Source organism: Paraburkholderia sp. EG304, from assembly GCF_046543485.1.
Lineage (GTDB): Bacteria > Pseudomonadota > Gammaproteobacteria > Burkholderiales > Burkholderiaceae > Paraburkholderia > Paraburkholderia youngii.
In genome coordinates this window covers 159,687-182,406 of sequence record NZ_JBKGUA010000012.1, presented here as the reverse complement: position 1 = coordinate 182,406, position 22,720 = coordinate 159,687, and the positions used below count along the sequence as shown (strand labels likewise).

17 protein-coding genes are annotated in these 22,720 nt (G+C 61.0%); 5 read left to right on the top strand and 12 right to left on the bottom strand.

Annotation, left to right across the window (positions count from 1 at the left end):
* Positions 1 to 34: 34 nt before the first annotated feature.
* From ACLFKU_RS17195 to ACLFKU_RS17185, 3 genes are read right to left on the bottom strand one after another with little or no spacing between them, the layout of a single operon-like run.
* On the bottom strand, positions 35 to 1,120 hold the full coding sequence (locus tag ACLFKU_RS17195; RefSeq protein ID WP_410849849.1) for a sugar-transfer associated ATP-grasp domain-containing protein: 1,086 nt from the start codon (positions 1,118 to 1,120) through the stop codon (positions 35 to 37).
* Positions 1,121 to 1,122: 2 nt separating this feature from the next.
* Complete coding sequence (locus ACLFKU_RS17190; RefSeq protein WP_368586618.1) at positions 1,123 to 2,505, bottom strand: undecaprenyl-phosphate glucose phosphotransferase; 1,383 nt, start codon at positions 2,503 to 2,505, stop codon at positions 1,123 to 1,125.
* 41 nt (positions 2,506 to 2,546) lie between these two features.
* Positions 2,547 to 4,067: a mannose-1-phosphate guanylyltransferase/mannose-6-phosphate isomerase gene (locus ACLFKU_RS17185; protein WP_368586617.1), complete on the bottom strand. Its 1,521-nt coding sequence runs from the start codon at positions 4,065 to 4,067 to the stop codon at positions 2,547 to 2,549.
* Between the two features lie 633 nt (positions 4,068 to 4,700).
* Here ACLFKU_RS17185 and ACLFKU_RS17180 point away from each other — a divergent pair.
* On the top strand, positions 4,701 to 6,008 hold the full coding sequence (locus ACLFKU_RS17180; RefSeq protein ID WP_368586616.1) for an O-antigen ligase family protein: 1,308 nt from the start codon (positions 4,701 to 4,703) through the stop codon (positions 6,006 to 6,008).
* Here the strand turns inward: ACLFKU_RS17180 and ACLFKU_RS17175 are convergent.
* The 6 genes from ACLFKU_RS17175 to ACLFKU_RS17150 all read right to left on the bottom strand — a co-directional run bounded on the left by ACLFKU_RS17175 (position 5,984) and on the right by ACLFKU_RS17150 (position 14,610).
* On the bottom strand, positions 5,984 to 7,174 hold the full coding sequence (locus tag ACLFKU_RS17175) for a glycosyltransferase family 4 protein (RefSeq protein ID WP_368586615.1): 1,191 nt from the start codon (positions 7,172 to 7,174) through the stop codon (positions 5,984 to 5,986). The two genes, ACLFKU_RS17180 and ACLFKU_RS17175, sit on opposite strands and share 25 nt — an antisense overlap.
* 51 nt (positions 7,175 to 7,225) lie before the next feature.
* The gene (locus ACLFKU_RS17170; protein WP_410849848.1) at positions 7,226 to 8,542 is read right to left on the bottom strand and encodes a lipopolysaccharide biosynthesis protein; all 1,317 of its coding nucleotides are present in this window, start codon (positions 8,540 to 8,542) and stop codon (positions 7,226 to 7,228) included.
* A 15-nt stretch (positions 8,543 to 8,557) separates the two neighbouring features.
* Positions 8,558 to 9,568, bottom strand: a complete 1,011-nt coding sequence (locus ACLFKU_RS17165; RefSeq protein ID WP_410849847.1) for a glycosyltransferase family 2 protein — start codon at positions 9,566 to 9,568, stop codon at positions 8,558 to 8,560.
* Positions 9,569 to 9,637: 69 nt separating this feature from the next.
* Positions 9,638 to 11,107 (bottom strand): hypothetical protein, encoded by a 1,470-nt coding sequence (locus ACLFKU_RS17160; RefSeq protein WP_410849846.1) that lies wholly within the window; start codon positions 11,105 to 11,107, stop codon positions 9,638 to 9,640.
* Positions 11,108 to 11,113: 6 nt separating this feature from the next.
* Positions 11,114 to 12,229 (bottom strand): glycosyltransferase family 4 protein, encoded by a 1,116-nt coding sequence (locus tag ACLFKU_RS17155; protein ID WP_410849845.1) that lies wholly within the window; start codon positions 12,227 to 12,229, stop codon positions 11,114 to 11,116.
* A 59-nt stretch (positions 12,230 to 12,288) separates the two neighbouring features.
* Positions 12,289 to 14,610, bottom strand: a complete 2,322-nt coding sequence (locus tag ACLFKU_RS17150) for a polysaccharide biosynthesis tyrosine autokinase (RefSeq protein ID WP_410849844.1) — start codon at positions 14,608 to 14,610, stop codon at positions 12,289 to 12,291.
* 809 nt (positions 14,611 to 15,419) lie between these two features.
* Here ACLFKU_RS17150 and ACLFKU_RS17145 point away from each other — a divergent pair.
* Both ACLFKU_RS17145 and ACLFKU_RS17140 read left to right on the top strand, forming a co-directional pair.
* Positions 15,420 to 16,352 carry a helix-turn-helix domain-containing protein gene (locus ACLFKU_RS17145; protein ID WP_176107584.1) on the top strand — a complete coding sequence of 311 codons (933 nt, stop codon included), beginning with the start codon at positions 15,420 to 15,422 and terminating at the stop codon, positions 16,350 to 16,352.
* A gap of 59 nt (positions 16,353 to 16,411) precedes the next feature.
* Positions 16,412 to 17,428, top strand: a complete 1,017-nt coding sequence (locus ACLFKU_RS17140; protein ID WP_410849843.1) for an ATP-grasp fold amidoligase family protein — start codon at positions 16,412 to 16,414, stop codon at positions 17,426 to 17,428.
* Positions 17,429 to 17,492: 64 nt separating this feature from the next.
* Here ACLFKU_RS17140 and ACLFKU_RS17135 read toward each other — a convergent pair whose 3' ends face one another.
* Genes ACLFKU_RS17135 through ACLFKU_RS17125 form a run of 3 tightly spaced genes read right to left on the bottom strand, consistent with a single transcriptional unit; the run spans position 17,493 to position 19,926 of the window.
* Positions 17,493 to 18,209 (bottom strand): substrate-binding domain-containing protein, encoded by a 717-nt coding sequence (locus ACLFKU_RS17135; RefSeq protein WP_410849842.1) that lies wholly within the window; start codon positions 18,207 to 18,209, stop codon positions 17,493 to 17,495.
* 5 nt (positions 18,210 to 18,214) lie between these two features.
* On the bottom strand, positions 18,215 to 18,898 hold the full coding sequence (ligK, locus tag ACLFKU_RS17130; RefSeq protein WP_410849841.1) for a 4-carboxy-4-hydroxy-2-oxoadipate aldolase/oxaloacetate decarboxylase: 684 nt from the start codon (positions 18,896 to 18,898) through the stop codon (positions 18,215 to 18,217).
* Between the two features lie 2 nt (positions 18,899 to 18,900).
* Positions 18,901 to 19,926, bottom strand: coding sequence for an amidohydrolase family protein (locus ACLFKU_RS17125; RefSeq protein WP_410849840.1), 1,026 nt, complete (start codon positions 19,924 to 19,926; stop codon positions 18,901 to 18,903).
* Between the two features lie 638 nt (positions 19,927 to 20,564).
* Here ACLFKU_RS17125 and ACLFKU_RS17120 point away from each other — a divergent pair.
* Both ACLFKU_RS17120 and ACLFKU_RS17115 read left to right on the top strand, forming a co-directional pair.
* Entirely contained in the window at positions 20,565 to 21,239 is a 675-nt protein-coding gene (locus ACLFKU_RS17120) for a GntR family transcriptional regulator (RefSeq protein WP_368586605.1), read from the top strand.
* Positions 21,240 to 21,304: 65 nt separating this feature from the next.
* Complete coding sequence (locus tag ACLFKU_RS17115; protein WP_410849839.1) at positions 21,305 to 22,711, top strand: MFS transporter; 1,407 nt, start codon at positions 21,305 to 21,307, stop codon at positions 22,709 to 22,711.
* Positions 22,712 to 22,720: the final 9 nt, after the last annotated feature.

Genomic DNA, 22,720 nt, shown 5'->3' with positions numbered 1-22,720 from the left:
TCGCGTCTCCCGCTGCGTTTATTACCCTGCCCGATCAGACCGGTGGCATCCGTCCAACGTCAGGTTCGGCCCTGAGCCGTTCCCAGTTCAGATCCGCGAAGCACGGGCCTTGCGTCGCCTCGCTGAATTTGACGTCGTTGTGCTTGCCGTTCCATTCCATCAACTTGACCTTGTCGTTCGAGTCGACCGTGAGATCCCAACCGATGCAGCGCGCAAACGGAATCTTCCTGTGCAGGCGCAGCACGGTCGTCATGCATTTGTCGAAACACGGAATCTTCACGCCCGCAAAGTGCACGCCCGAGTCCGGATGCGACTCTACCGCGCCCCAGTCGCTCATATACCCCTGGTCGCACAGTTCGCCCGTCTCGAGGTTGACCGATACGCATATTTCGCGATCCGCCAGCACATGCGTATCTTCGGCTCGGCCGAGCCGCAAGTAGCAGGCTCGAACAGAAATGTGGCCGGCGTCGTCCACCACGGTCGTGAAGCGCAGCGTCGCCACCGGTTTCGAAGCAAACGCGGCGAACAGACTGTGCTGGTCGATGAAGGTCTGAATCACGCCATTGCCGAGCGACCTGATGACCGTTGGGTCGAAGCTGGCACGGTCGAAGAAGTAGACACCATTGCCCTGTCCGGAACCGTCGAGCTTGAATGCGACGCGCTCGGTATGCTCGAACACGACGTCCTTCAGGTCGCGCTCGGGTACCACGACGCTTTTGTCCGTAAAGAACAGCCCGTTGGCAAAGTACGCCAGGTCCGGCAATTCGTCGCCGTCGAAGATCAGCCGTGAAATCGGCTTGAGGCTCGAAATCTTGCCGTACCAGCCTTTCAGATGCGGCACGACGACGATGCCATAGTAGTTGTCCGGAATCCAGCCTTCCTTGAATGTGCCGCAAAACGCGGTATAAACGCGCAGCCAGGGCGCGTAGACCGAGTCGCCGAACACGTCTCGCGCATAGGCGTCCGCGAGCCGCAGGTTGTTCGGGTCGGCCTTGCCATATCTGCTTTCAAGTCGCTCCAATATTCTTCTCGCCTGCAAGCCGTGATCGTGGTGAAAGCGGTAAAGCGAGACCCGCTTTGCTGATCGTCTCACTACGTTTTCAACTCCGGATAGCATCATGCTTAGTACGCGTTTGGATGATGAAGCCCCTTGAAAATCGTGGCCAGAATGATCTTCATGTCGAGCCAGAATGACCAGTTGCGCAGGTAGTACAGATCGTGCGCGACACGGCCTTCCATCTTTTCGAGGCGATCGGTCTCGCCGCGATAACCGTTGATCTGCGCCCAGCCGGTAATGCCGGGTTTGATCCGATAACGATGGATATAGCCCGACACGATGTTCTGATAGAGATCATCGTGTTCGAGCGCATGCGGACGCGGCCCCACCACCGACATATCGCCGCGCAGCACGTTGAAGAACTGCGGCAGTTCGTCGAGACTCGTGCGGCGCAAGAACGCGCCGACGCTGGTGATGCGTGGATCGCCGCGTGTCGCCTGTTCGAGAACGCCCGGCTTCTGCTCGTGCAAGCGCATCGTGCGGAACTTGTAGATCGTGAATACGCGGCCGTCGGCGCCTTTGCGGCGCTGCCTGAAGAACACCGGGCCGCGCGAACTCAGTTTGACGGCTATCGCGCAACCGAGCAGGATCGGCGAGATCGCGATCAATGCGACGAGCGCGAACAGACGGTCGAACAGGTCTTTCTGCACCAACGCCTGCGGCGGCAGCGGCGACGCGGCGAGATTGATCGTCGGCAAGCCGAGCAACTCGGTCATGCTGCCTTCGAATAGCGCCAGCGAGCGCACGTCGGGCATGAAGCGCACATTGATCAGGTCGTTGCGAAACTCCGCCACCAGCTTGAGTATTGCGCGCTCCTCGGTGAGCGGCAGCGCCAGCCACACTTCGCCGATCTGTTGCTCGCGCACGTAGCGAGCGAACGCGGCCTGTTCTTCGAACACCTGCACCGACGGGTGCGGCAGCACGCAACAGTCGGGGTGCAGGTTATACAACGCGTTCGCGCGAAAGCCGGCAGCGGGCGAGGTTTCGATCTTGCGGATGATCTCGTCGCAATGATCGCCGCACGCCGCCACCGCGACCTGCTGCAAGTTCATCCCCGCATGGCGCATGCGGCCGAGCAGCGCATGCGTGACCAGTCGGCCGGACATCATCGCGGCACCCGAAATGCCGGTCCAGTACACGAACCAGAGCCGCGACACGAAGTCGATCCGGTGCAGCGAGAACATCAGCGCCATCGCGCAAGCCTGCACGACGAGCCAGCCGAGCGCCACCTGGCTCGCCAGCACTCTTTTCGAGCGGCCGCGCCAGGACTGGTACACGCCGAGCGCCGGAAAGACCGCGAGAGCAAACGCCGCGGCAAAAGCGACGAACGCGAAATAGAGGCTGCGTTGCGAGCCGCCGTCGAAGCGTACCTGGGAGGCCGCGAAGGCCCCAGCCACGATCATCGCGACGTCGAACGCTCTCGCCAGCAGACCAGTCAGCAATCGCATCACAGCCCCCTCATAGGACGTATCAGGTCGACTTCGTCGCATCAGCCACAACGTCCGTACTTGTCGTCGAAACGCACGATGTCGTCTTCGCCGAGATAAGTGCCGGACTGTACTTCGATGATCTGCAGCGGTACGCGGCCCGGATTTTCGAGCCGATGGCGAACACCGAGCGGGATATACGTCGATTCGTTTTCGCCGAGAAGAAACTGCTCTTCTCCACGCGTGACGAGCGCGGTGCCGCACACCACCACCCAATGCTCGGCGCGATGATGATGCATCTGCAACGACAGACGGCCGCCCGGCATCACGACGATGCGCTTCACCTGAAAGCGCTCGCCATGATCGATCGAGTCATAGAAGCCCCAGGGGCGACGGACTTTTCTGTGCGCATCCGCTTCCGGCGACTTCTCGGCCCTGATCCGCGACACGAGTCCCTTGATGTCCTGCACATGCGAGCGATCCGCGACGAGCACCGCGTCGTCGGTTTCGATCACGATCATGTTGTCGGTGCCGACGCAGGCGAGAAGCCTGCCTCCTTGCGAGCGTGCATAGGTCGCGGTGGCCCCTTCGAACAGCACGCGCCCGCTGGCCGCGTTACCGCACTCGTCCTTCTCCATCGCTTGCCACACGGCATCCCACGAGCCGAGATCGGACCACCCCGCTTCGAGTGGCACCACCACGCCGGAAAACGCCGACTCAGGTTTGCCTAGCTGTTCCATCACCGCATAGTCGATCGAGTCGGACGGCGAACCGAGAAACCCGTCGGCGTCCGGCATGATGCATTCTTCAGTCTTCTTCGCGTCGCGATACGCCTGAACGCAGGCACTATGCATGTCCGGTTGAAACTGCTGGATGACCGAGAGCCACACCGACGCCCGCACGACGAAGATGCCGCTATTCCACCAGTAATTGCCCGACGCGACGTACTGGGCCGCGAGTTCCGCCGCGGGCTTCTCGACGAAGCGCTCGATCCGACGCGCGCCGTCGGGCAATGCATCTCCGAGCCGGATATAACCGAAGCCCGTATCGGGCCGCTCGGGCGGCACGCCTAGCGTGACGATCGCGCCGTCGCGCGCATGCGTCGCGGCGACGTCGAGCGAGTGATGCAGCGCTTCCAGATTCGCGATCGCATGGTCGGCTGGCATCGCGACGAGGATCGCGTCTTCGTCTTCCGTGCATGCCGTGAGCGCGGCAAGCGTCAGTGCCGGCGCCGTATCGCGACGCGCGGGCTCGACCACGATTCGCGCGTTCACGCCGATCTCGCGCGCCTGTTCGTAAGTGGCGAAATAATGCTCGGTGCCGCAGACGATCACCGGATCGGCCGCGACGTTCCATGCGGCATCGAAGCCCGCCATGCGCCCCATGGTCGCTTGCAGCAAAGTCTGCTTACCGATCACGTCGATCAGCTGCTTTGGAAACTGTTCGCGCGACACCGGCCACAACCGGGTGCCGGAACCACCGGCGAGAATCACCTGTACGAGCGTCGGAAACTCCGACCCGGCGGCATCCTGTCGTATCGTCTCGACATCCGCTGCGGCGGCTGCCGCGGTAACCTTACCCATCGCAAACTCCTTCGCATTGAAACCGGCTCGGGAACGCGTCTTCCGGGACGACACCGCCCAACGCGGTGTGCCGCGATCCACGCAAATACCGTCTGATGTGATTTATCGACAGGGCGTCCGCGTCAAACGGACCAGACCAGTAATTCAGTTCGCAGTGATAGACGCATGCGCCGACGTTGCATCCGGCGCGAGCTGGAAGTACGGAAACTGACTGGTCGAATCGCAGTGGTCTGCTCGACAACGACGACCGGAAAACGATTTGAAAACGAAAGAACGAATGTGGCAACGACGTACATCGGATCTGGTCGACGTCCTGCCCCGATGAATTCATCATAGTGAGAGCGCCTTGCGACACATGGCATCTGGCGCGAAGCGCGGAAGTTTTGGCGGCGCTCGCGGACAGGATTTCGCAAGCTTGCGAACGAGCTTGCACTTCTATTGCAGTGCGCACGATGGAAATAAGCAGCGACACGTGCTACCGTTTAATGAACGTCCCGTGGCATTCCTGTCAAAGATAAACAGCGGTGCGATCCCGCACGGCCACTGTGAGTCTTTCGCTGTTCCCAATCTCGCCATCATCCAGCGCATGGGCACAACCCCAACCGGCGCGCCATCCGTTTTTCTGGAGCTGCAATGGCCTATATTTCGCTATTCGCACTTTTCATGACGGTCACGAACTTCGTGCCCATCAGTGCGATCGGCTTCGTCCCGCTGCTATTGCTGGCATGGCGCTTTTACGGCCGCACTTATCCCGCGTTCATCACGCCGCTTACCGCTTTCACGGTGCTCGCGTTCATTTCGACGCTGCTCTACGATCCGCACTCGTTCCTCGAATTCGACTTCTATCGGCGCGACGGCAATTTCTTCATCTCTTATCTGCCCATTTTTGCCGGTTGCGTGTATGCGCACCGCTGGGATCTGAACAAGGTACTGCGTGCGCTGTTCATCTTCGCAGTCGTCGTCAATCTGCCGATGTACGCGTACTACATCGCCCAGAACGGGCTGTTCAGCATCTTCGTTCACCCAAACGACACCTTTGGCAGCTACTTCATTGCCCGTAACGCAGCCGGCGGCTTTCTGGCGATGCTGTTCTGTCTCGGCGTAGCGTGCTACCTGCAAAAACGCAGCAAGCTGGTGATCGCGCTGCTCGTCTGCACCGCGCTAATGCTCTTTTCGACCTATAGCCGTGGCTCGCTGCTCGGCGCGGCGGCCGTTCTGCCCTATCTGTACTTTGGCCGCAAGCGCTGGATTCTCGGTACGCTGATCGCGGTGCTGCTGATCGCCTCGGCCGTCATCGCGATCTACCATACGCAGCCGAACGTCGACTACATGGGCTATACGTTCGCGATTCACGCCAACGACGCCAAGGTCAACAACCTCAACATCCGCTACGAGTGGCTATGGCCACGAGCGCTCGCGTATTTCGTGCAAAGCCCGCTCGTCGGTCTCGGCTTCGGTTCCTTCGACGACCATATCGGCAGCCTTACTTCGTATTTCCATCTGTTCGCGGTACCGTCCGACATCGTGATCGAGCACAGCGACTCGCACGCTCACAACTCGTACCTGAATATCCTCGCCGAGCTCGGCATCGTGGGCTTGACGCTAATCCTCGCGTTCTTCTGGAAGCTGGTTGAATGGAGCAAGCAGGGGGCGGCGTATGCCGCGTTGGTCGAGGGGGGTCGCCACTTCGCGGCGTTCCGCTTCGTCGAGATTTCGTCGGTGTGCCTGCTGGTGATGTCGGCAACCGAGCATCGGCTGGTCACGCCGTCGAATGTGTTGATTCTTTCTCTGGTGATCTCGCTGCTGTTGGCCGCGCGTCCGCTGGCGGCCACTGCATTCAGGCCCGGCCCGCGCGGTGCGCGCAAGGCGGGCGTCGTGGGTGCGCGCGCTCCACAGCCCGTGCCCCGGCGCCCGGCTCAGGGCGCAACGTCGGCAAGATGACGTTCTTCGGCCGGCAGCGACTGACTCGGCGCATACGGAAGAAACTGTTCGACGCACGCATACGGGAGCCGCGCGTCGACGAAGCCCATCAACGCCTTCTTGAAGTTCTCAGACGAAAAACGCTCGGCATTCTTGCGGCACACACGTGGATCGAATAAGGCGGCGTTGCTCTCGAAACGGGTAACGGCTTCGAGCAAGGATGCGGTGCTCTGCTCGCCGAAGAAGACCCCGGTCGGCCGATCGAGAGGAAGTCCCACCACCGATTCGAGCGCGCCGCCGCGGCCGAAGGCAATCACTGGCGTGCCGCATGCCTGCGCTTCGACCACGGAAATGCCGAAATCCTCTTCCGCCGCGAACACGAAGGCACGCGCGCGCCGCAAATGATCGACCAGCACGTCGGACGGCTGATGCCCGAGGATCTTGACGTTCTCGCCGGCCACCGCTTTGATCTTCTTCATATCGGGACCGTCGCCGATCACGACAAGCTTGCGCTCAGGCGTTTGCGAAAAAGCCTGAACGATCAGATCAATACGCTTATAAGGCACCATCCGCGACGCCGTCACGTAGAAATCCTCTTTCTCCGTACCAATGGACATATTCGCCAGATCGACAGGCGGATAGATCACGGTCGCTTCGCGCTGATAGGCCTTTCTGATTCGCCGCGCAATGAACTGGGAATTGGCGACCAGATGATCGACGCCGTTCGCAGAGCGCGAATCCCAGCCGCGAATGTAATGAAGCAGCACCCGCGCCAACGCGGAGCGCAGTCCCCTGTCGAGATGGGATTCGCGCAGGTACTGATGTTGCAGATCCCACGCATAGCGGATCGGCGAATGTATGTAGCTGATATGCACCTGGTTCGGTCCCGTCAACACGCCTTTGGCAACCGCGTGCGAGCTCGAAATGACGAGATCGTAGCCGGACAGATCCACCTGCTCGATAGCAATCGGCATCAACGGCAGATAGGCGCGGTATCGTCTTCGCGCAAATGGCATCTTCTGGATGAAGGACGTGTTGACGGACTTCCCCTTCACGCAATCGCGGTCTTCGAGAAAATCGACAATCGAAAAGACGTCCGCATCCGGGAAGCACTCGATGATGTTCTTCAATACTTTCTCGGCGCCGCCGGACACTACCAGCCAATCGTGAACAATAGCGACTTTCACTTCGACCTCCTGTGACAATCCACCCAAACTCCCGCACACCCACGCGCTACTTCAATCGTCCTTCGCGCCGCCCGCCTGCGTACGAAGCCCACACATCACCCGCACTCGCGCGAGGGCCCGCTCGGCGCCAGGTAATAGCCCGACCAGTTCGAGACGAATCAGCACGCTGAGCAGCGTCACCGACTCCGCCGCTTCGGCGATCACCCGAGCAGAGGCCATGCCAATCGCGCCGAAACGCGGCGCGAGAACGAGCGCCGACGCGAGATTGACCAGCGCCGAGGCGACGCCGGCAATTGCGAGTACCCGGTCTTTCCTGCGCGGTACGAATACATAGAACGCGACGAACTCATTGAATGCCGCGAACGGGAACATCCATGCGAATACCTGCAATACGTGCACACTCGGCTCGAACGCTGCGCCGAGAATCAGCGGCAACACGAAAGGCGAAAGCGTCAACGCGCCGCACAGCACCAGCACGCCATAGCCGAGCAGCAATAGGGCGCCGCGCCGTGTCGTTACATGCGCGCCCACCTTGTCGCCCTGCGCGAGTTGCCGGGTTATCGTCGGAATAAAGACCTGCGCCGCGGGGGCCATCAGGCTCAGACCGATCGTCGCGAAACGCTCGGCCGCGCCGAAATAGCCGACCTCAGCGGGGGTGGAGAACAAGGTCAGCAAATACGTCGACGACGCGGTCAGCACGACGGAGCCAGACGAATAGCAAAACAGCATCGTCGACCTGCGTATGAGCGGCAGGACGCCGGAAAACGCCAGACGCGGCCAACCGAGCTGCCACGTCGTCAAACCGTAGGCAATGGCCAAGGACACGGCGCCCGCAATCAGCAGGCTCGCCACCACCCATACGGCGTCGTTCGGTCCTCTGACGAGCGCCAGCACCAGCACGAGACTCAGCGCAAAGCCGAACACTTCGATCATGATCGGCGTGCGAATCTGCTGCCGCCCCTGAAATAGCCAGCCGAGATTGCACGCCGACACAATGCCTAGCACGGTTGCGAGCATGCCGATCAGAGGCTGCTCCGCCAATAACGGTGAGCAGAACGTCGCAACGATGCCGATGCCCGCGCCAATCACGGCGAGTGCCAACCGCGCGCTGACATGCAGCGAATAGATCGCATTGCATTCCTGGGTCGACTGCGCTTTCGCCACCTCGCGCATGCCGACGAAGGTGAAGCCGAAGCCGACGAACATCCATATCACGTTCATCAGCGACATCGACGCGAGTACCCGGCCGTATTCGGCCACGCCAAGCACCCTGCCATAGAACGGCACCACGATCATGAGGTACACGTACCTCATGAAATAGCCGGCGTACACAAATACGATTAAGTTGGTGCTCGTTCGTCTATCCATGCCGTCCTCCTTCGCCTAGCGTCCTGCGACGCGACGGCGCGCAAGCGGGTTCGCGATATAACGCACCGCGAAATCCGACAGCGGCGAATAGGGGACGAGACACAGACACGACAGTACGAGCGTGCCGAGCTTCTTCTTCAGGCTCCAGAACGGATTTGCAATGATCGTGTGCAGATAGCTGCGCGAATCGCGGAGCATCCATTGCCAACGCCGGAAAAACGTCGCGCGATAAACGGAAGAGCAGAATGTCGCTTTCTCGTGCGAGAAGTCGAGAAATGTGGCCGGTAATTCTATGTCGAGCCGGTCTTTTGCAATATTGCGCAGAATGGCCCAACGCATGTTGAATGCGCGCGGCGCTTTCGTCAGTTGTTCCGAGTTTGCGAACGACACCGTTTCACTGCCCGCGTTATGCACCCGGTAGCCGCCTAGCGACTTCGACACGGTCGCGATCGGTCCAGCCAGCGCGACGCCATAGATCGCGTAAAAGTCCGCGCCATAGCGATTCACGCCCTCTTCGGGGACCGGGAAGATGTGCTTGAGCGCACTCACCCGGTAAGCGTTGCCAGACGCGGGCGGCGACGGATAGAGCCAACCGCCGCGCAGCAGACTGCCGCAGTCGGGGGGCGGCTCGCTATTCGGCACGTAAGCACCCGTCAATTTTCCATCGCTGTCCATCACGTCGAGGCGGAATTGCACCTTGACCCACTCGCCGTCCTCGAAAAAGCGCATGACCTCGCTGACTGCCGAGGGGTACAGCACGTCATCCGAATCGAGAAAGATCACGAACTCGGTGGTGAGCGACGCGATTGCATGGTTGTAGGCGGACACCTGTCCGCCATTTTTCTTGCACACCGACACGACGCGATCGCCATAGCTTTCGATGATCGCGCGTGACCCGTCGGTCGATCCATCGTCGACGATCATGACCGTGGTCGCCGGATAGTCCTGCGCGAGCGCCGAGTCGATCGCCGCCGCCAGATAGTGCTCGTAGTTGTAATTGCAAATCGCAATGGTGACCTGTTTCATGATGTGTCAACGCTATCCATCAGGTTCGGTTCGCCGGCTCCCGGCGGCCGTCGAGCTCGCGAAATCTCGCTATGCCACTGGCTGCGCCGCACTACGTACCACGAGATAAGCCAGATGTTTGGGCGGATTATTGCCAGCACCATTCACCTTATCGGGCACCTTGAATCGGACGTTCATCAGATCGTTGTCCCAACTCAATGCAACATTGCCCGGTGCGCTCGCCTCGCCACTCACCGCGTCGATGAAATCGGCCTTTACCGCACGCGGGCGCAGCGCCTGCAGCCCGCCGATCGAAATGTTCTGCCAGCCCGCGCTGCTGCTCACTTGCATCACGAGGTCGTTGCCGGAAAGCAAAGCATTTGCAGCAACACCGGGACCGCATTGCAGCGGCTTCGAAAAACTCGCCAGATGCCCACCCACTGTTTGTCGCAACACGACCAAGCTTCGACCGGAAACGTTGTAGGTTCGTTCAGGCGGACCGGGGTGCGTGAGACGATAGGGTTCATAGCCCTCCCAGTGATAGATCATCGAGACGTACTTGTTCGGATCGTCCCAATTCCTGCCGAGCGCCCACACCGCGAAGTCGAAGAAATAGCGCGGCAAATAGTGTGGGTCTTTCATGTACTCGTTGCCGATCTCCGTTTGCCAGATGCCGCGCGCCGGACCGTTCTTCACGTACCTCTGGTACAGCGGTTCCATGTCGGCGACCGGCAAATAGTGCGTGTCGATGTAGTCGACCCAATCGAGCATGCGCTCTTTCAATGTCGGACTGCGATATTCGAGCCAGCGGTAGAAGTTGTCGAGCCCGCCCTGGTCGGGCCAGCCGCCATACACCACGTACGCGTGATGACTGCGAATGATGCGGGCCGCCGGAATATGAACCCGCTCGACGTAATCCTGCATCGCGCGCTCATACGGTTTCGAGCGTTTTTCGTCCTTGCTGAACCCCGGGCCGCGCCAGAACACCGACTGCTGCAAGCCGCCGGACAATTTTCCAGCCGCCTCGTTCCAGATCTGGAAATAGCGCAAGTTAAAAGGCGGCGCGGAATACTTGCGGACCACCGCGTCGACGTACTGCTTCCATGCATCCACGTCGACGGGTGCCGAATTGTTTTCGCCCGGCACGCTCGCATTCCATCTCGGCGTAAAGCCGAGCATCAGCAGCGAACCGATTCCATTGCGTTCATTTCGCAAGAGTCTGGACGGCAGGTCGACATCGTACGCCGAGCTGGTTTTGTCGATGCGCATCGGCTCGCCCCGCCGATCAGGTTGGCCCGGGCCGACCGTGTCGCGCCCCCAGCTAATGCCCATCGCTCGCCACACTTCGATGTCGGCAGCCGATCCGGCCCAGCCGTTCACGCCGATCAGATCGCTCATCATGCGGCCGCGCGCGCGCGCGGGCGCAGGGTCCTGTACCAAGGCGAGAGCGGGGCTGATATCCGATAACGGCGCTGCCGCGCCCGCCGCCAACGCGGCGAGTGTGCGCAATGCACGTCTTCTGCCAGCACGGGTCTTCATGCGATCCATGTTCGTGGCCATCCATCGCTAGCTCGCTGACGCGCGCGGTGCCAGTTCAGGCAGCCGCTCGCCGGTCTTTACATCGAGGATTTCGAGCACCCGTTGCGCCGCGCGCTCCCAGCGAAACTCGCGTGCATGCAGCAGCCCCGCGCTGCGGTATCGCTGGCGAAGTTCGGCGTCGCTCATCATCTGCGCGATCTTTGCGGCGATGTCGTCCGCGCAAGCCGCGTCGCAGTACATCGCCGCATCCCCGCACGCTTCCGGTATCGACGTCCGCGTCGACGCGATCACCGGACAGCCGCAATACATCGCTTCAAGAGGCGGCAGGCCGAAGCCTTCGTACAACGACGGAAACACGAGGCATCCAGCGTTCTCGTAGAGCCCCTTCAGCTCCTCGTCGGACACGAATCCGGCCCACACCACTTGTCTGGAATGCAGCGGATTCTCGACGCCCGCACTGCTGAAGATGCGCGGATACTGTTTTCCCACGATGACGAATTTCACGTCGCGCAGATGCCCGAGCCGCGCGATTGCATCGAGCACGCCGCGCAGATTCTTGCGCGGGTCGAGACTGCCGACGATTACGCAATAAGCGTCCTTGTTCAATTCGAGCCGTTGCAGCACCGACGTGTCGGCTACGATCCGGTCGAGATGATCCGCGCCAGGCGCCACCACTTTCACACGCGATTCGTCGATCTTCAGGTGATGGCAGATCCGCGTTTTCGAATACGTCGACACCGTCAGAACGATCGGATGCGTGCGCGGCAATAGCGTGAAAACGATTCGATACCAGAGCCGGAATTTCCGCGAAAAGCCTTGTGGCACGTCGAAAACGGCCATGTCGTGAACCATCACGACCTGACTGTGCTTGAACAGCGGATTCGTATTGCACAGACTCAGCAGCGTGATGCCGCGTGCCGCGATCGGCAGCGAGATCTGCTCCCACAACGTGCCGCGCAGCCACGGGATGCGCCGCTGCGGTTTGAGCAGGGCCCCGGGCTCGCGTGCATTTTTTGGCACGAATAATTCCGGCGCGTCACCGGGCGCGGCGCGCATCTGCATGGCCCTCGTCAGCTCATACGCCACGCGTTGAACCCCCGTGATGGATTGCGAAGTAAACTTTCCGTTGATTGCAAAGGCCATCTGGTTCTCCGTTTTACGCCATCGCGAACGCGCTTTACCGCGTTGAGGTCATCACACGCTCAGGCGCCTCGCGGCGCTTGCTGCCCGGCGTCGTTCTCGCCGAAATCGCTGGCATAGTTCGTTTCGTAGCCGTAATTCTTCGTGCTCCGACGCAGCGGTATGCCGTTGAACACCGCGCCCGCGATGCGCCCTTCCGCGCGCTCCACCTTTCTGATCGTGTCGGCGATCTCCTCCTCGCTCTGCATACCAGAGCGCAGCACGAGCAGCGAAGCGCCCGCCTCGTTCGCGATGATCGACGCGTCGGTGACCGCGAGGAAAGGCGGCGTATCGATGATCACCAAGTCGAACTGGCTCGACAGCCGTTCGAGCACATCCTTCAGGCGCGGCTTCATCAGCAGCGCGGCGGGATTCTCCGGGCGCACGCCGCACGACAGGAACGTCAATCCGTCGATGCGGGTCGAGCGCAACGCATTGCGCAGCGGCAAGCGTTCGGACAGCACTTCGGATAGCCCTCCGCGATTGCTCTCGTTGAATAGCGAGGCGAGGTGGCCGCGCCGCATATCAGCATCGATCAGCACCACGCGCTGGCCGACCTCCGCGTGCAGGATCGCCAGATTCGCGGCGACGAAGCTCTTGCCAGCGGACGGCGTGGGGCCGATGACCATGACGATGTTGTTGCGTGCATGCGCGAGATCCCGCGTGACGGCGGTCCGTACGCTGCGCAGCGCTTCGACCGATGTGTCGTGCGGAAAGCGCGCGGCGAGAATCCTGTTAGGAATCCCCGTATCGAGCTGAATCTCGTGCAGACTCTTCTGCAGCGGCGGATGGGCACGCCCGGTCGCTGGCGGCAGAGACTTGCGGCCCGCGGTCGCATCGCGATCGAGCAGCAGTTGCTGATGGCTGAACAGAATCTCGCCAAACACCGGCACGCTCATCTGGCGCTCGACGTAGCGCGGGTCGGTCACGCCGACCATCACGTGGCGGCGCATGAAGACCAACACGACGCCAGACACCATACCGAGCACCAATCCGCCGCCGAGCACGAGAATCGGCTGCGGCATGACCGGCATATGCGGTCTCATCGCAGGATCGAGAATGTGCGCGCCGCCCGTCGTGCTGGCGCGGCGCACCTGCAATTGCTCAGCCTTTTGGACCATGCCGAGATACACCGTCTCGGCGACCTTCTGCGCGCGGATCAGATCGACGCTCTCGCGCTCCGACGCCGGCATGCCGTTGAAATGGTCGGAGAATTTCGCTTTCGCTTCTTTCAATTGCGCCAGTTGCTCGTCGATGTTCTGCACCCAGCGGCTCTGCGGCGTATACCGCTCGAGCATTTGCGTGCGCTGCAATTGCAACGTCGCGATCTGCTTGTCGAGATCGAGGCCGCCCTGCAAATAGGCTTGCGCCTCGTTGGTCGGCTGCATCGATTGCGAGTTCGAGCGGAAGTTCTTCAGCGCTTCCTCGGCTTTTCGCAGATCGCCGAGTAGACGCGGGAGTTCGCCGTTAATGAACGCGAGCGTCTGCGTGTCGTTCGACTGCCGGCTCGCCACCGCGGATGCGAGGTATTGCTGTCCCAATGCATTGGCGACGGCAGCGGCTTTGTCCGGACTCTTGTCGCGGTACTGGATTTGCAGCAGCCCCGAGTCTTTCACCTTGTCGCCGATCTTGATCAGGCTCTCGAAGTGCTTGATCGCATCGAGCTCATTCCAGCGGATCACTTCGAATTTCGTGCCGGGCCGCGCAGCGAGCTCCTTCACGAGCATCGACACGCCGTTCTGCTTGACCGGCATGCCGACCGTGCCACTCGCCAGCAATTCGCCGGACGGGCCGTGCAATTCGAAGCCGCCATTGTCCAGTGCGGTCAAGGTCAGCTTCTCTTCCTCGAGTTCGCGCGGCACGTCGAGCGCGGCGATCTGCACGCGCTCACCGCCCCATGCATACGATTTCAGGCCGAGCCACGGCGCCGCAGGCTGTCCCGGTGTAGCGAATTTTTCGGCAATGTCGCCGAGCACCGGAAGCTTGTGCGGCTTTACCGAAATGTCGAAACGGAACTGATCGATCACCGGCTGCAAAACCGATCGGCTTTCCATCACCGCCATTTCCGTTACCGACGACGGCGTCGGCGGCGGCAACAGGTCCTGGTTCTGCAACGCAAGTCCAAGCGCATTTGGCTCGGGCGGGTCCACACGAACGATTACGTCGGCGGAATAGATAGGGGTGGCAATCAGAAGATACGCGACCGCGAGCGTGAGGACGACGACCGTCGTCACCACGATCTCCCAGATGTGGTCACGCATTAGCGTGAGCATCCCGCTGGCACTGAGTTGTCTGCGCTCGGTATCAACAGCGGGATAGAGCGAGTTTTGCGGATAGTAATCCACCGGTCTGATCCTTGCAGGTTGATGAAACAAAACGATCGACGATCGCTTTGCGTCGCCACGTCGCTTTTTATGCCGCCGGCCGGATAGACCCTGGATTGGCTGGCAGCACGGCGAAGCGACGTGCTGTGTCGGGTTAGGTCGGGGAGCCGTGTTCGGGACCTCTCGAACCACGGAAGGCTACACACCTGTTGCTTATCCACCGCGGCATTGCCGATTGTTCTTCTCACGAATCAGCGAATGCGGTGCCCGCCATTCACGTAATTCGCGATTGACAATTTCTCTCTCGATGTTGCGGTGAAGCATAGTCCGCAAAGGATCCAGGCATTCGCCGGCGGCCCAAAGTAGGGTGCTATTGGCCGATAATGCGGAGCCTTTTACAAATGAAACAGAAGCTGGAAAGGCTTGTTGCGATCTGCAATTGCTGTAACAGAGTTATACGATAGGCGCCGTACATCGCGACAGAACGCCAAATGCGCAACGGGAGTGCAAAGAATGCCGTTGATATCCCGCAAATCGTGCCGATTCCAAGCCACTCGGCGCATTCCGCCGATGCCCTGGCTTCTCGCCTGCAAAAATCGCGCTAATTGATCTGGAAAAAAATTCCGTGCAACGTTAATTAGTAGCACGCAATTCGTCGAATGGCGAGGTAAGAATTTCTCGAATCTTGACGATTACGCCAAAACACCCACGCATGCCGGCCAAGCTCGTCTGACCGAAATCGATGCGCTAATCTCAATGCGTAGATTTTCCTGTCTGGAGAAGCTCGCGTGATGAAGCACATTGGTCTATTCGTCTTTCAGGATTGTTCGATGGCAAGTACCGGCGCGATTGGCGACGCGTTTCGGCTTGCCAATGAGTTCAAGAGAACGGCTGGCGAAGAGGCGCCATACCGGTTTACCGTGGTATCCGACGGCGGTGGTCTGGTGACCAGTTCGTCCGGCATATCGATCTGGACGCAAGGCCTCGAACGCTATTGCCTCGCGGATTTCCACGCGTTCTTCGTGGCCTGTCGCGACGTCACAGAAGTGGCCGAATCCAATGACCGGTTTCTGTCGTGGATCTCGCTGCAAGGATCGATCGCATCTTTCGGCATGCAACAGGGTGCGAATCTCGCGGTCGTCTGCAACGATCCGCTGCAATCGATCGTGCCGATTTTTCTGTTCGACGACAGCGGTGACGCCGCGCGCACGCAAAGCAATGTGACGCCGACCGATCTCGCGCTCGCGCAGATCGAACGCGACATCAACACCGACACGGCCCGCAAAATCGGCCGCATCCTGCAAACCGGCTATGCCGAGAAGAGCCGTTCGGAGCTCGACGACGTCAATATCACGACGACGACCGAGAAGATTCGCGAATCGGCGCGCTGGATCAAGGAAAACTACAGCAAGGCTATTTCTGTTGCTCAGGCGGCCGAGTCGGTGGCGATGAGCAAGCGCAATTTTCAGCGCCGTTTCAAATGCGAGTTCGGCATGACGCCACTCGAATATCTGCTGCGCACCCGCTTCGAGATCGTTCGCTCGATGCTGAAGAACACCGATTTGCCGGTCGATAAGATCGCGCGTCGCTGCGGAATGGGCGACGGTAATCGGCTCGGGCGGCTATTCAAGGAGCGCTATGGCATGTCGCCGACGCAATTCCGCGCGCAACAACATGTGGATGCGGAAGAACGCTGGCTGACACCGGAGGAAAGCTGGAGTGCCGCGACCGAGATGTTGCGGCAAGCGCCGCTGACGCTTTGATTTCAATTCCCTGTTACTCCGAGCACGAATAGTCGGCTCGACCGCAAAGGGATAAGAACATGACGATCATCAAAACCGCCGAACTAGCCGCGGAGGACGCGGCCGTCGCGCCGGAAAACATGGCCTCCCTACAATCCGTTGACAGTGCCGTGGCTGCGACCTGCGAGCGGCCGGGCCTGCACGCAGGCGCGCATTTCGCGCAGGAGCAAGCGCCATCTACCGTGAGAAAGATCAAGGAAGCGGCGAAGACCTTATTGCCGGATGCCCTTTTCCTAAGCCTGTTACATCACAAATGCACCGGCCGTTATCCGAATCTGATTCGTCCGGTGACGTTCAATGAGAAGATCCTGCAGCGCAATCTTCACCCGGATCCGCGTTATATCGACCTGACCGACAAGCTGCTGGTGCGGGACTATATTGCGCGGAAAATCGGTGACAAGCATTTGATACCGCTGATCGCAGCGCCCGATGTATTCACACCCGAAGTGTTCGACGCGCTGCCCAATTCTTTCGTGATGAAAGCCAATCACGGCAGCAGTTTCGTGGAAGTGGTGAGAAATAAATCGGAGACCTCGTTCGACAAGCTGAAGGCACTCGCCGATCAGTGGCTGCGCACCGAATTCTATTACGTTGGGCGCGAACGGCACTATCGGTCGATCGAGCCGCGCGTGTTCTTCGAGAAGCTGCTGCTCGATCAGCGCGGTCAGATTCCGGCCGATCTCAAGATGCACTGCTTCGGCGGCCGGCCTGGGGGGCCGATCATCTATATCCTCGTGATCTCCGACCGCTTCGGTACCGCAACGCACGGCGACGTGTACGACGTCGACTGGAATCACCTCGATATCGCCATCGGCGACTACAAGCGCAGCGCGGCGCCTGGTCCGCGCCCGCCGAATCTGGACGCTGTGCTCGATATCGCGGTCCGTCTGTGCGAAGACTTCGACTATGTGCGAGTGGACCTGTACGCGCCGGACGACCGCGTTTACTTCGGCGAACTGACATTTACGCCCGGCGCGGGCGTGCTGCCTTTCACGCCGGACAGTATCGATTACGAGTGGGGCAAGCTGATGGCTTGAATCCGCTTTCTTTCGCGGCGTTGGGATTCCGCCATCGAGCCTGGGCGGCGAACGTCGCCCGCCATCAAGCAGGAAACATTCCGTTTTGCAGCTTTGCTCCGTCGGCCTCGCGCGAGGCCAGAAACGCCAGCAACGCTTGCGCCGCTTCACGGTGGCGCGCCGCCGTGCAGATCGCGGCGGTGAAAGTCGTGGTGGACTGGATGGCGGCAGGAAGCTCGCCGAGCACGTCGATACCCAGCACATGAATCAATTCACTCATCTGCTGAAAGCCGAGTGCGGCTTCTCCGCGCGCGACGAGCGTGCCGACCGGCACACCCGGCGGCGCCTTCACGATCCGCGAAGCGATCTGCCCGGCAATGCCCCAGCGTTCGAACAGCTTCAGCAGATGCGTGCCGCTCGGCCCCGTCGAGTAACCGATGCTGCGCGCACTGAGAATCGCGTCGCGCAGCGCCGCTTCGGTCGCGATGTCCGGGTGCGTTGCTCCGGCCGCGACCGCGACCGCGATGCCCGAGCGTGCAAGCCCGACGCGGCTCGCCGCCTCGACGCAACCCATCGCGACGAGCCGCTCGATCGCGTCGGCCGCGAGCACGACGATATCGAAGACTTCGTCAGCCTCGACCCGGCGCGCCGCATCGACGCCACCAACCGATTCGATCGTGATGCCCTGCCCCGTACGCCGCTCGTACGATGCGGCGAGTTCGGCGAGCACCTGACGTGTCGCCATCGACGAAATGCCGGTGATCGGCGCACGCCCGGCGTGACCGTTGATCTCCGCGACCACGCCTGTCAGTCCTTGTAACGCAGTCCGGCCTGCTCGAGCGGCCCGCGCATGTTGTACATGTCGAGACCGAGCACACCGGAGGCGAGTTTCGCGCGCTTCTCGACTTCGTTCGCCTCGCGTGCCGCGGCCTTATCGAGCACCGCTTGCGCGGCGGCCGCCGGCACCACGACCACGCCGTCGTCATCGGCAACGACGACGTCGCCCGGCGTGACCAGTGCGCCCGCGCACACGACCGGTATGTTCACCGAGCCTAGCGTCGCCTTGACCGTTCCCTTCGCGGAAATTGCCTTGCTCCAGACCGGGAAGTTCATTTCGGTCAGCACGCTGACGTCGCGCACACCGGCGTCGATGATCAGCGCATGCGCGCCGCGCGCCTGGAAGCTGGTCGCGAGCAGATCGCCGAAGTAGCCGTCGGTGCTCTCCGCGGTGACAGCCGCGACGACGACGTCGCCCGGGCGGATCTGTTCGGCCGCGACGTGCAGCATCCAGTTGTCGCCCGGTTGCAGCAGCACCGTGACGGCCGTGCCGCTCGCGCGCGCGCCGGTATAGATCGGGCGCATATACGGCTGGAGCAGGCCCGTGCGGCCCATGGCTTCATGCACAGTGGCCGAACCGAGCGCGCCGAGTTTCGCGGCCACGTCCGCATCCGCCCGCTGGATGTTGCGATAGACGACTCCGATTTCATACATGATTACAGCCCCTTCGTTTTCAGCAAGGCATCGAGACGCGGATAGACGCGCCGCGCGTTGCCCTCGTAGATCTTGTAGCGCTGCTGCGGGTTCATATCCGCCGCTTCAACGTAACGCTTCGTGTCATCGAAATAGTGACCGGTTTCCGGATCGATGCCGCGCACCGCGCCGATCATCTCGCTCGCGAACAGGATGTTGTCGACGGGAATCACGTGCGTGAGCAGATCGATACCCGGCTGATGGTAGACACAGGTGTCGAAAAACACGTTGTTCAGCAGATGGTCCTTCAGCAACGGCTTCTTCATTTCCTGCGCGAGGCCGCGGAAACGACCCCAGTGATACGGCACCGCGCCGCCGCCGTGCGGAATCACGAAACGCAGTGTCGGGAAATCGCGGAACAGGTCCGAGGTCAGGCATTGCATGAACGCGGTGGTATCCGCGTTCAGGTAGTGAGAACCGGTGGTGTGGAAGCACGCGTTGCAGCTGGTGCTCACGTGGATCATCGCGGGAATGTCGTACTCGACCATCTTCTCGTAGATCGGGTACCACGAGCGGTCCGACAGCGGCGGGCTGGTCCAGTGGCCGCCGGACGGATCGGGATTCAGATTGATCGCGACATTGCCGTACTGCTCGACGCATTTGACGAGTTCGGGAATACAGGTGGCCGGATCGACACCCGGACTTTGCGGCAGCATCGCGGCCGGCACGAAGTTCTCCGGAAACAGCTGGCTCACGCGATAGCACAGTTCATTGCAGATCGCGGCCCACGTGCTGGAGATTTCGAAGTCACCGATGTGATGCGCCATGAAGCTCGCACGCGGACTGAAGACCGTCAGATCGAGGCCGCGCTCGCGCATCAGTTTCAACTGGTTGTTTTCGATCGACTCGCGCAGCTCGTCGTCGCTGATCTGCAATTCGGACACCGCCGGCATCTCGGACGGACTCTTGACGCCTGCGATCTGGCGGTTACGCCACGTCTCCAGCGCTTTGGGCGCGGTGGTGTAGTGGCCGTGAATGTCGATGATCACCGTGATTCCTCAGTAGATGAATTTGACCAGCGGGCGCGCGCGGACTGCACGCGCGCCACGTTCCTGCGTGCGTCAGTGCGCGTGACGATGGGACCCCTACACGCCCTTCTCAATCAATTGGCGTGACGGTACGTTTCGTCCTTCGCGGGCCAAAGCGCGGGTTAACCATATGGTCGAAGCGAGTATCCGCATTTTCAGCGTTCCGCATAGCGTCGCCGAAGTCCGTCCGACTCGCGCCACGCCGCGCCGGACAGGCGTTCAACCTAGTCCCACCGCCCTTCGAAGCGGCCCTGCCGAAAGCCAGTTGGGACACCAGCTGATAAACAAAACAGATGACGCGGGAACGAACTCGCATAGAACGACAGCGAGACGCCCCGCTTTTGCGATCGACGTGAATGCGCCGCGCTTGCAGCGGATTTGCGCCACGAAAAAAGGGCTCACAAGAGAAAAAGCGGATGACCGGTTCCCTTTCAGATACGTCGGTTAGAAGCTGGCGTCCGGGTAGCCGAAGCCGTCGCGTCACGCTGCATCTGCCAGGGAAAGCACCGAGCCTCAGCTTCACCACTTTGCATACAATGTATCCGTCAATCGGCTGAGTTACCCGCCCTCTCGCCGTTAAGGAGAGCAATTTGCATACAATGCAGACCCCGCCGACGCGATCGCCGGACGACGTCTATCTGGCGATCAAGCAGTCGCTTGCCGAGCACCGCTTTGGCGCGGGCCAGTATCTGCGCGAAGAACAGCTCGCCAAAAGCCTCGGTGTGAGCCGCACACCGGTGCGTGAAGCGCTGCGCCGTCTCGGCGCCGAGGGCTGGGTCGAGATCCGCCCGAACTATGGCGTGCGGGTCAAGGCATGGTCGCTGCAGGACGCGCGTGAAATCTTCGAAGCGCGGCTTCTGATCGAACCATTTCTCGCCGGGCGCGCCGCATTGAACATCGGCGCCGCCGAAATCGAACGGCTCCGCACACTCGCGGAACAGATGTCGGCCATCACGCGGCAAGCATCCACGCCTGAAACGACCGAAGCATGGTTCGCCGCCAATGGCGAGTTCCATTCGATCATCACGGCCGCGGCGGGCAATGCGCGTCTCGACCGTTCGTTGACGTCGATGAAGGAAACCCCGCTGATCAAGTGGACCTTCGACTCCTACAACGACGAACACCGCGCCAGCAGCGCACGCCAGCACTTCGAAATCGTGCAGGCGCTCGAGAATCGCAATGCCGCCTGGGCCGAGGCGATCACCCGTTGTCATATCCTCGCCGCCGAGAAAGCGGTGCTCGACCGCTATCAAAGGGAGCACCCTTCGTCGTAGCCGCCGTAGCCCACGCATCGAAGCACCCACGAATACCCGTCCCATAACGACGCAGGAGACGTGAAATGCCGAGCACCGTGAACGCTGGTCCAAGACTGGACAGACTGCCCCTCTCCGGTTTTCACCGGCGCATCCTCTGGCTGATCGGCGGAGGCATGTTTCTCGATTCGTTCGATATCTACCTTGCCGGCGGCGTGCTCGGCGCGCTCGCGAAGAGCGGCTGGTCGACGATGCAATTGAATGCGGCGTTTCTATCGTCGACCTTCGTCGGCATGTTATTGGGCGCATTCACGGCCGGTTTGCTGGGCGATGCAAAAGGCCGCAAGTTCACCTATCAATTCAATCTCGCGATCTTCGGTCTCGCGTCGTTCGCCGGCGCGCTCGCGCCGAACATGACGTGGCTGATCGTCTGCCGTTTCTTCATGGGCCTCGGGCTCGGCGCGGAAATCGTCGTCGGTTATGGATCGGTCGGCGAGTTCATTCCGCCGGCCGTGCGCGGCAAGTGGTCCGCGTACCTGTCGCTGATCACCAACTCCGCGCTGTTCTTCTCGACGTTCATCGGCTATCTGATCATTCCGTCGATCGGCTGGCGCGCGATGTTTGCAATCGTCGGCGTCGGCGCGTTGATCGTCTGGGTGATTCGCAAAAAGATGCCGGAGTCGCCGCGCTGGCTCGAATCGAAGGGCCGCTACGCCGAAGCCGATGCGATTCTTCGCGCGGCGGAAGCCGAATCGGCAAAGGGTGAGCCGCTGCCGCCCTTCACGCCTTCGTTCGACTCGGCCGCTGTCGCACCGCGCTCCACCACGCTCTTCGAATTGTTCAAAGGGCCGCGGATTCGCCGCACGCTGCTGGCGATCTGCGTGCAGATCGCCGTCAACGTCGTGATCTACGGCTTCATTGTCTGGGTGCCGACCTTCCTGATCAAGCAAGGTCTCGGCATGGCGTCGTCGCTCGGTTATACGACGTTGATGTCGCTCGGCGGTCCCGCCGGCGCCTTCCTCGGCGTGCTGATCGCGGACCGGATAGGCCGTAAAAATGGGCTCATTGCGGTCGCGGTGATCGCCGCCGTGGTCGGCTGGCTGTACGGACACTCGACGAACGTCGCGACCGCCACAGTACTCGGCTTCCTGCTATTCACGCTCACCTATCTGATGGTCGCGCTCGGCATCGCCACTTACATCCCCGAGCTGTTCGCCACGGAAAACCGCATGCGCGCGAACGGCATTGCCGGTTGCGCGGGCCGCATCGCCGGGATTCTTGCACCGCAGCTGGTGGTCGTTCTGTATGCGACGGGCGGTGTGCGCGACGTGCTGTCGGTGATCGTCGGCGTGCTCGTCGCGATGGCCGCGATTCTCGCGGTGTTCGGCATCGAAACGAATCAGCGCTCGCTCGAAGACATCGCGCCGCCGCCCACAGTCGATGTGGACACCGCGCTCGCCGGCGCATCGGTCGCGCGTGAACCGCGTCAATGATCCGCCCTC

Coding starts and splice junctions, on each gene's coding strand:
- ACLFKU_RS17180 (WP_368586616.1), top strand. CDS start 4,701: ATGGCCTATATTTCGCTATTCGCACTTTTCATGACGGTCACGAACTTC.
- ACLFKU_RS17190 (WP_368586618.1), bottom strand. CDS start 2,505: ATGCGATTGCTGACTGGTCTGCTGGCGAGAGCGTTCGACGTCGCGATG.
- ACLFKU_RS17155 (WP_410849845.1), bottom strand. CDS start 12,229: ATGGCCTTTGCAATCAACGGAAAGTTTACTTCGCAATCCATCACGGGG.
- ACLFKU_RS17140 (WP_410849843.1), top strand. CDS start 16,412: ATGACGATCATCAAAACCGCCGAACTAGCCGCGGAGGACGCGGCCGTC.
- ACLFKU_RS17165 (WP_410849847.1), bottom strand. CDS start 9,568: ATGAAACAGGTCACCATTGCGATTTGCAATTACAACTACGAGCACTAT.
- ACLFKU_RS17195 (WP_410849849.1), bottom strand. CDS start 1,120: ATGATGCTATCCGGAGTTGAAAACGTAGTGAGACGATCAGCAAAGCGG.
- ligK (WP_410849841.1), bottom strand. CDS start 18,898: ATGTATGAAATCGGAGTCGTCTATCGCAACATCCAGCGGGCGGATGCG.
- ACLFKU_RS17170 (WP_410849848.1), bottom strand. CDS start 8,542: ATGGATAGACGAACGAGCACCAACTTAATCGTATTTGTGTACGCCGGC.
- ACLFKU_RS17185 (WP_368586617.1), bottom strand. CDS start 4,067: ATGGGTAAGGTTACCGCGGCAGCCGCCGCAGCGGATGTCGAGACGATA.
- ACLFKU_RS17120 (WP_368586605.1), top strand. CDS start 20,565: ATGCAGACCCCGCCGACGCGATCGCCGGACGACGTCTATCTGGCGATC.
- ACLFKU_RS17160 (WP_410849846.1), bottom strand. CDS start 11,107: ATGGCCACGAACATGGATCGCATGAAGACCCGTGCTGGCAGAAGACGT.
- ACLFKU_RS17145 (WP_176107584.1), top strand. CDS start 15,420: ATGGCAAGTACCGGCGCGATTGGCGACGCGTTTCGGCTTGCCAATGAG.
- ACLFKU_RS17115 (WP_410849839.1), top strand. CDS start 21,305: ATGCCGAGCACCGTGAACGCTGGTCCAAGACTGGACAGACTGCCCCTC.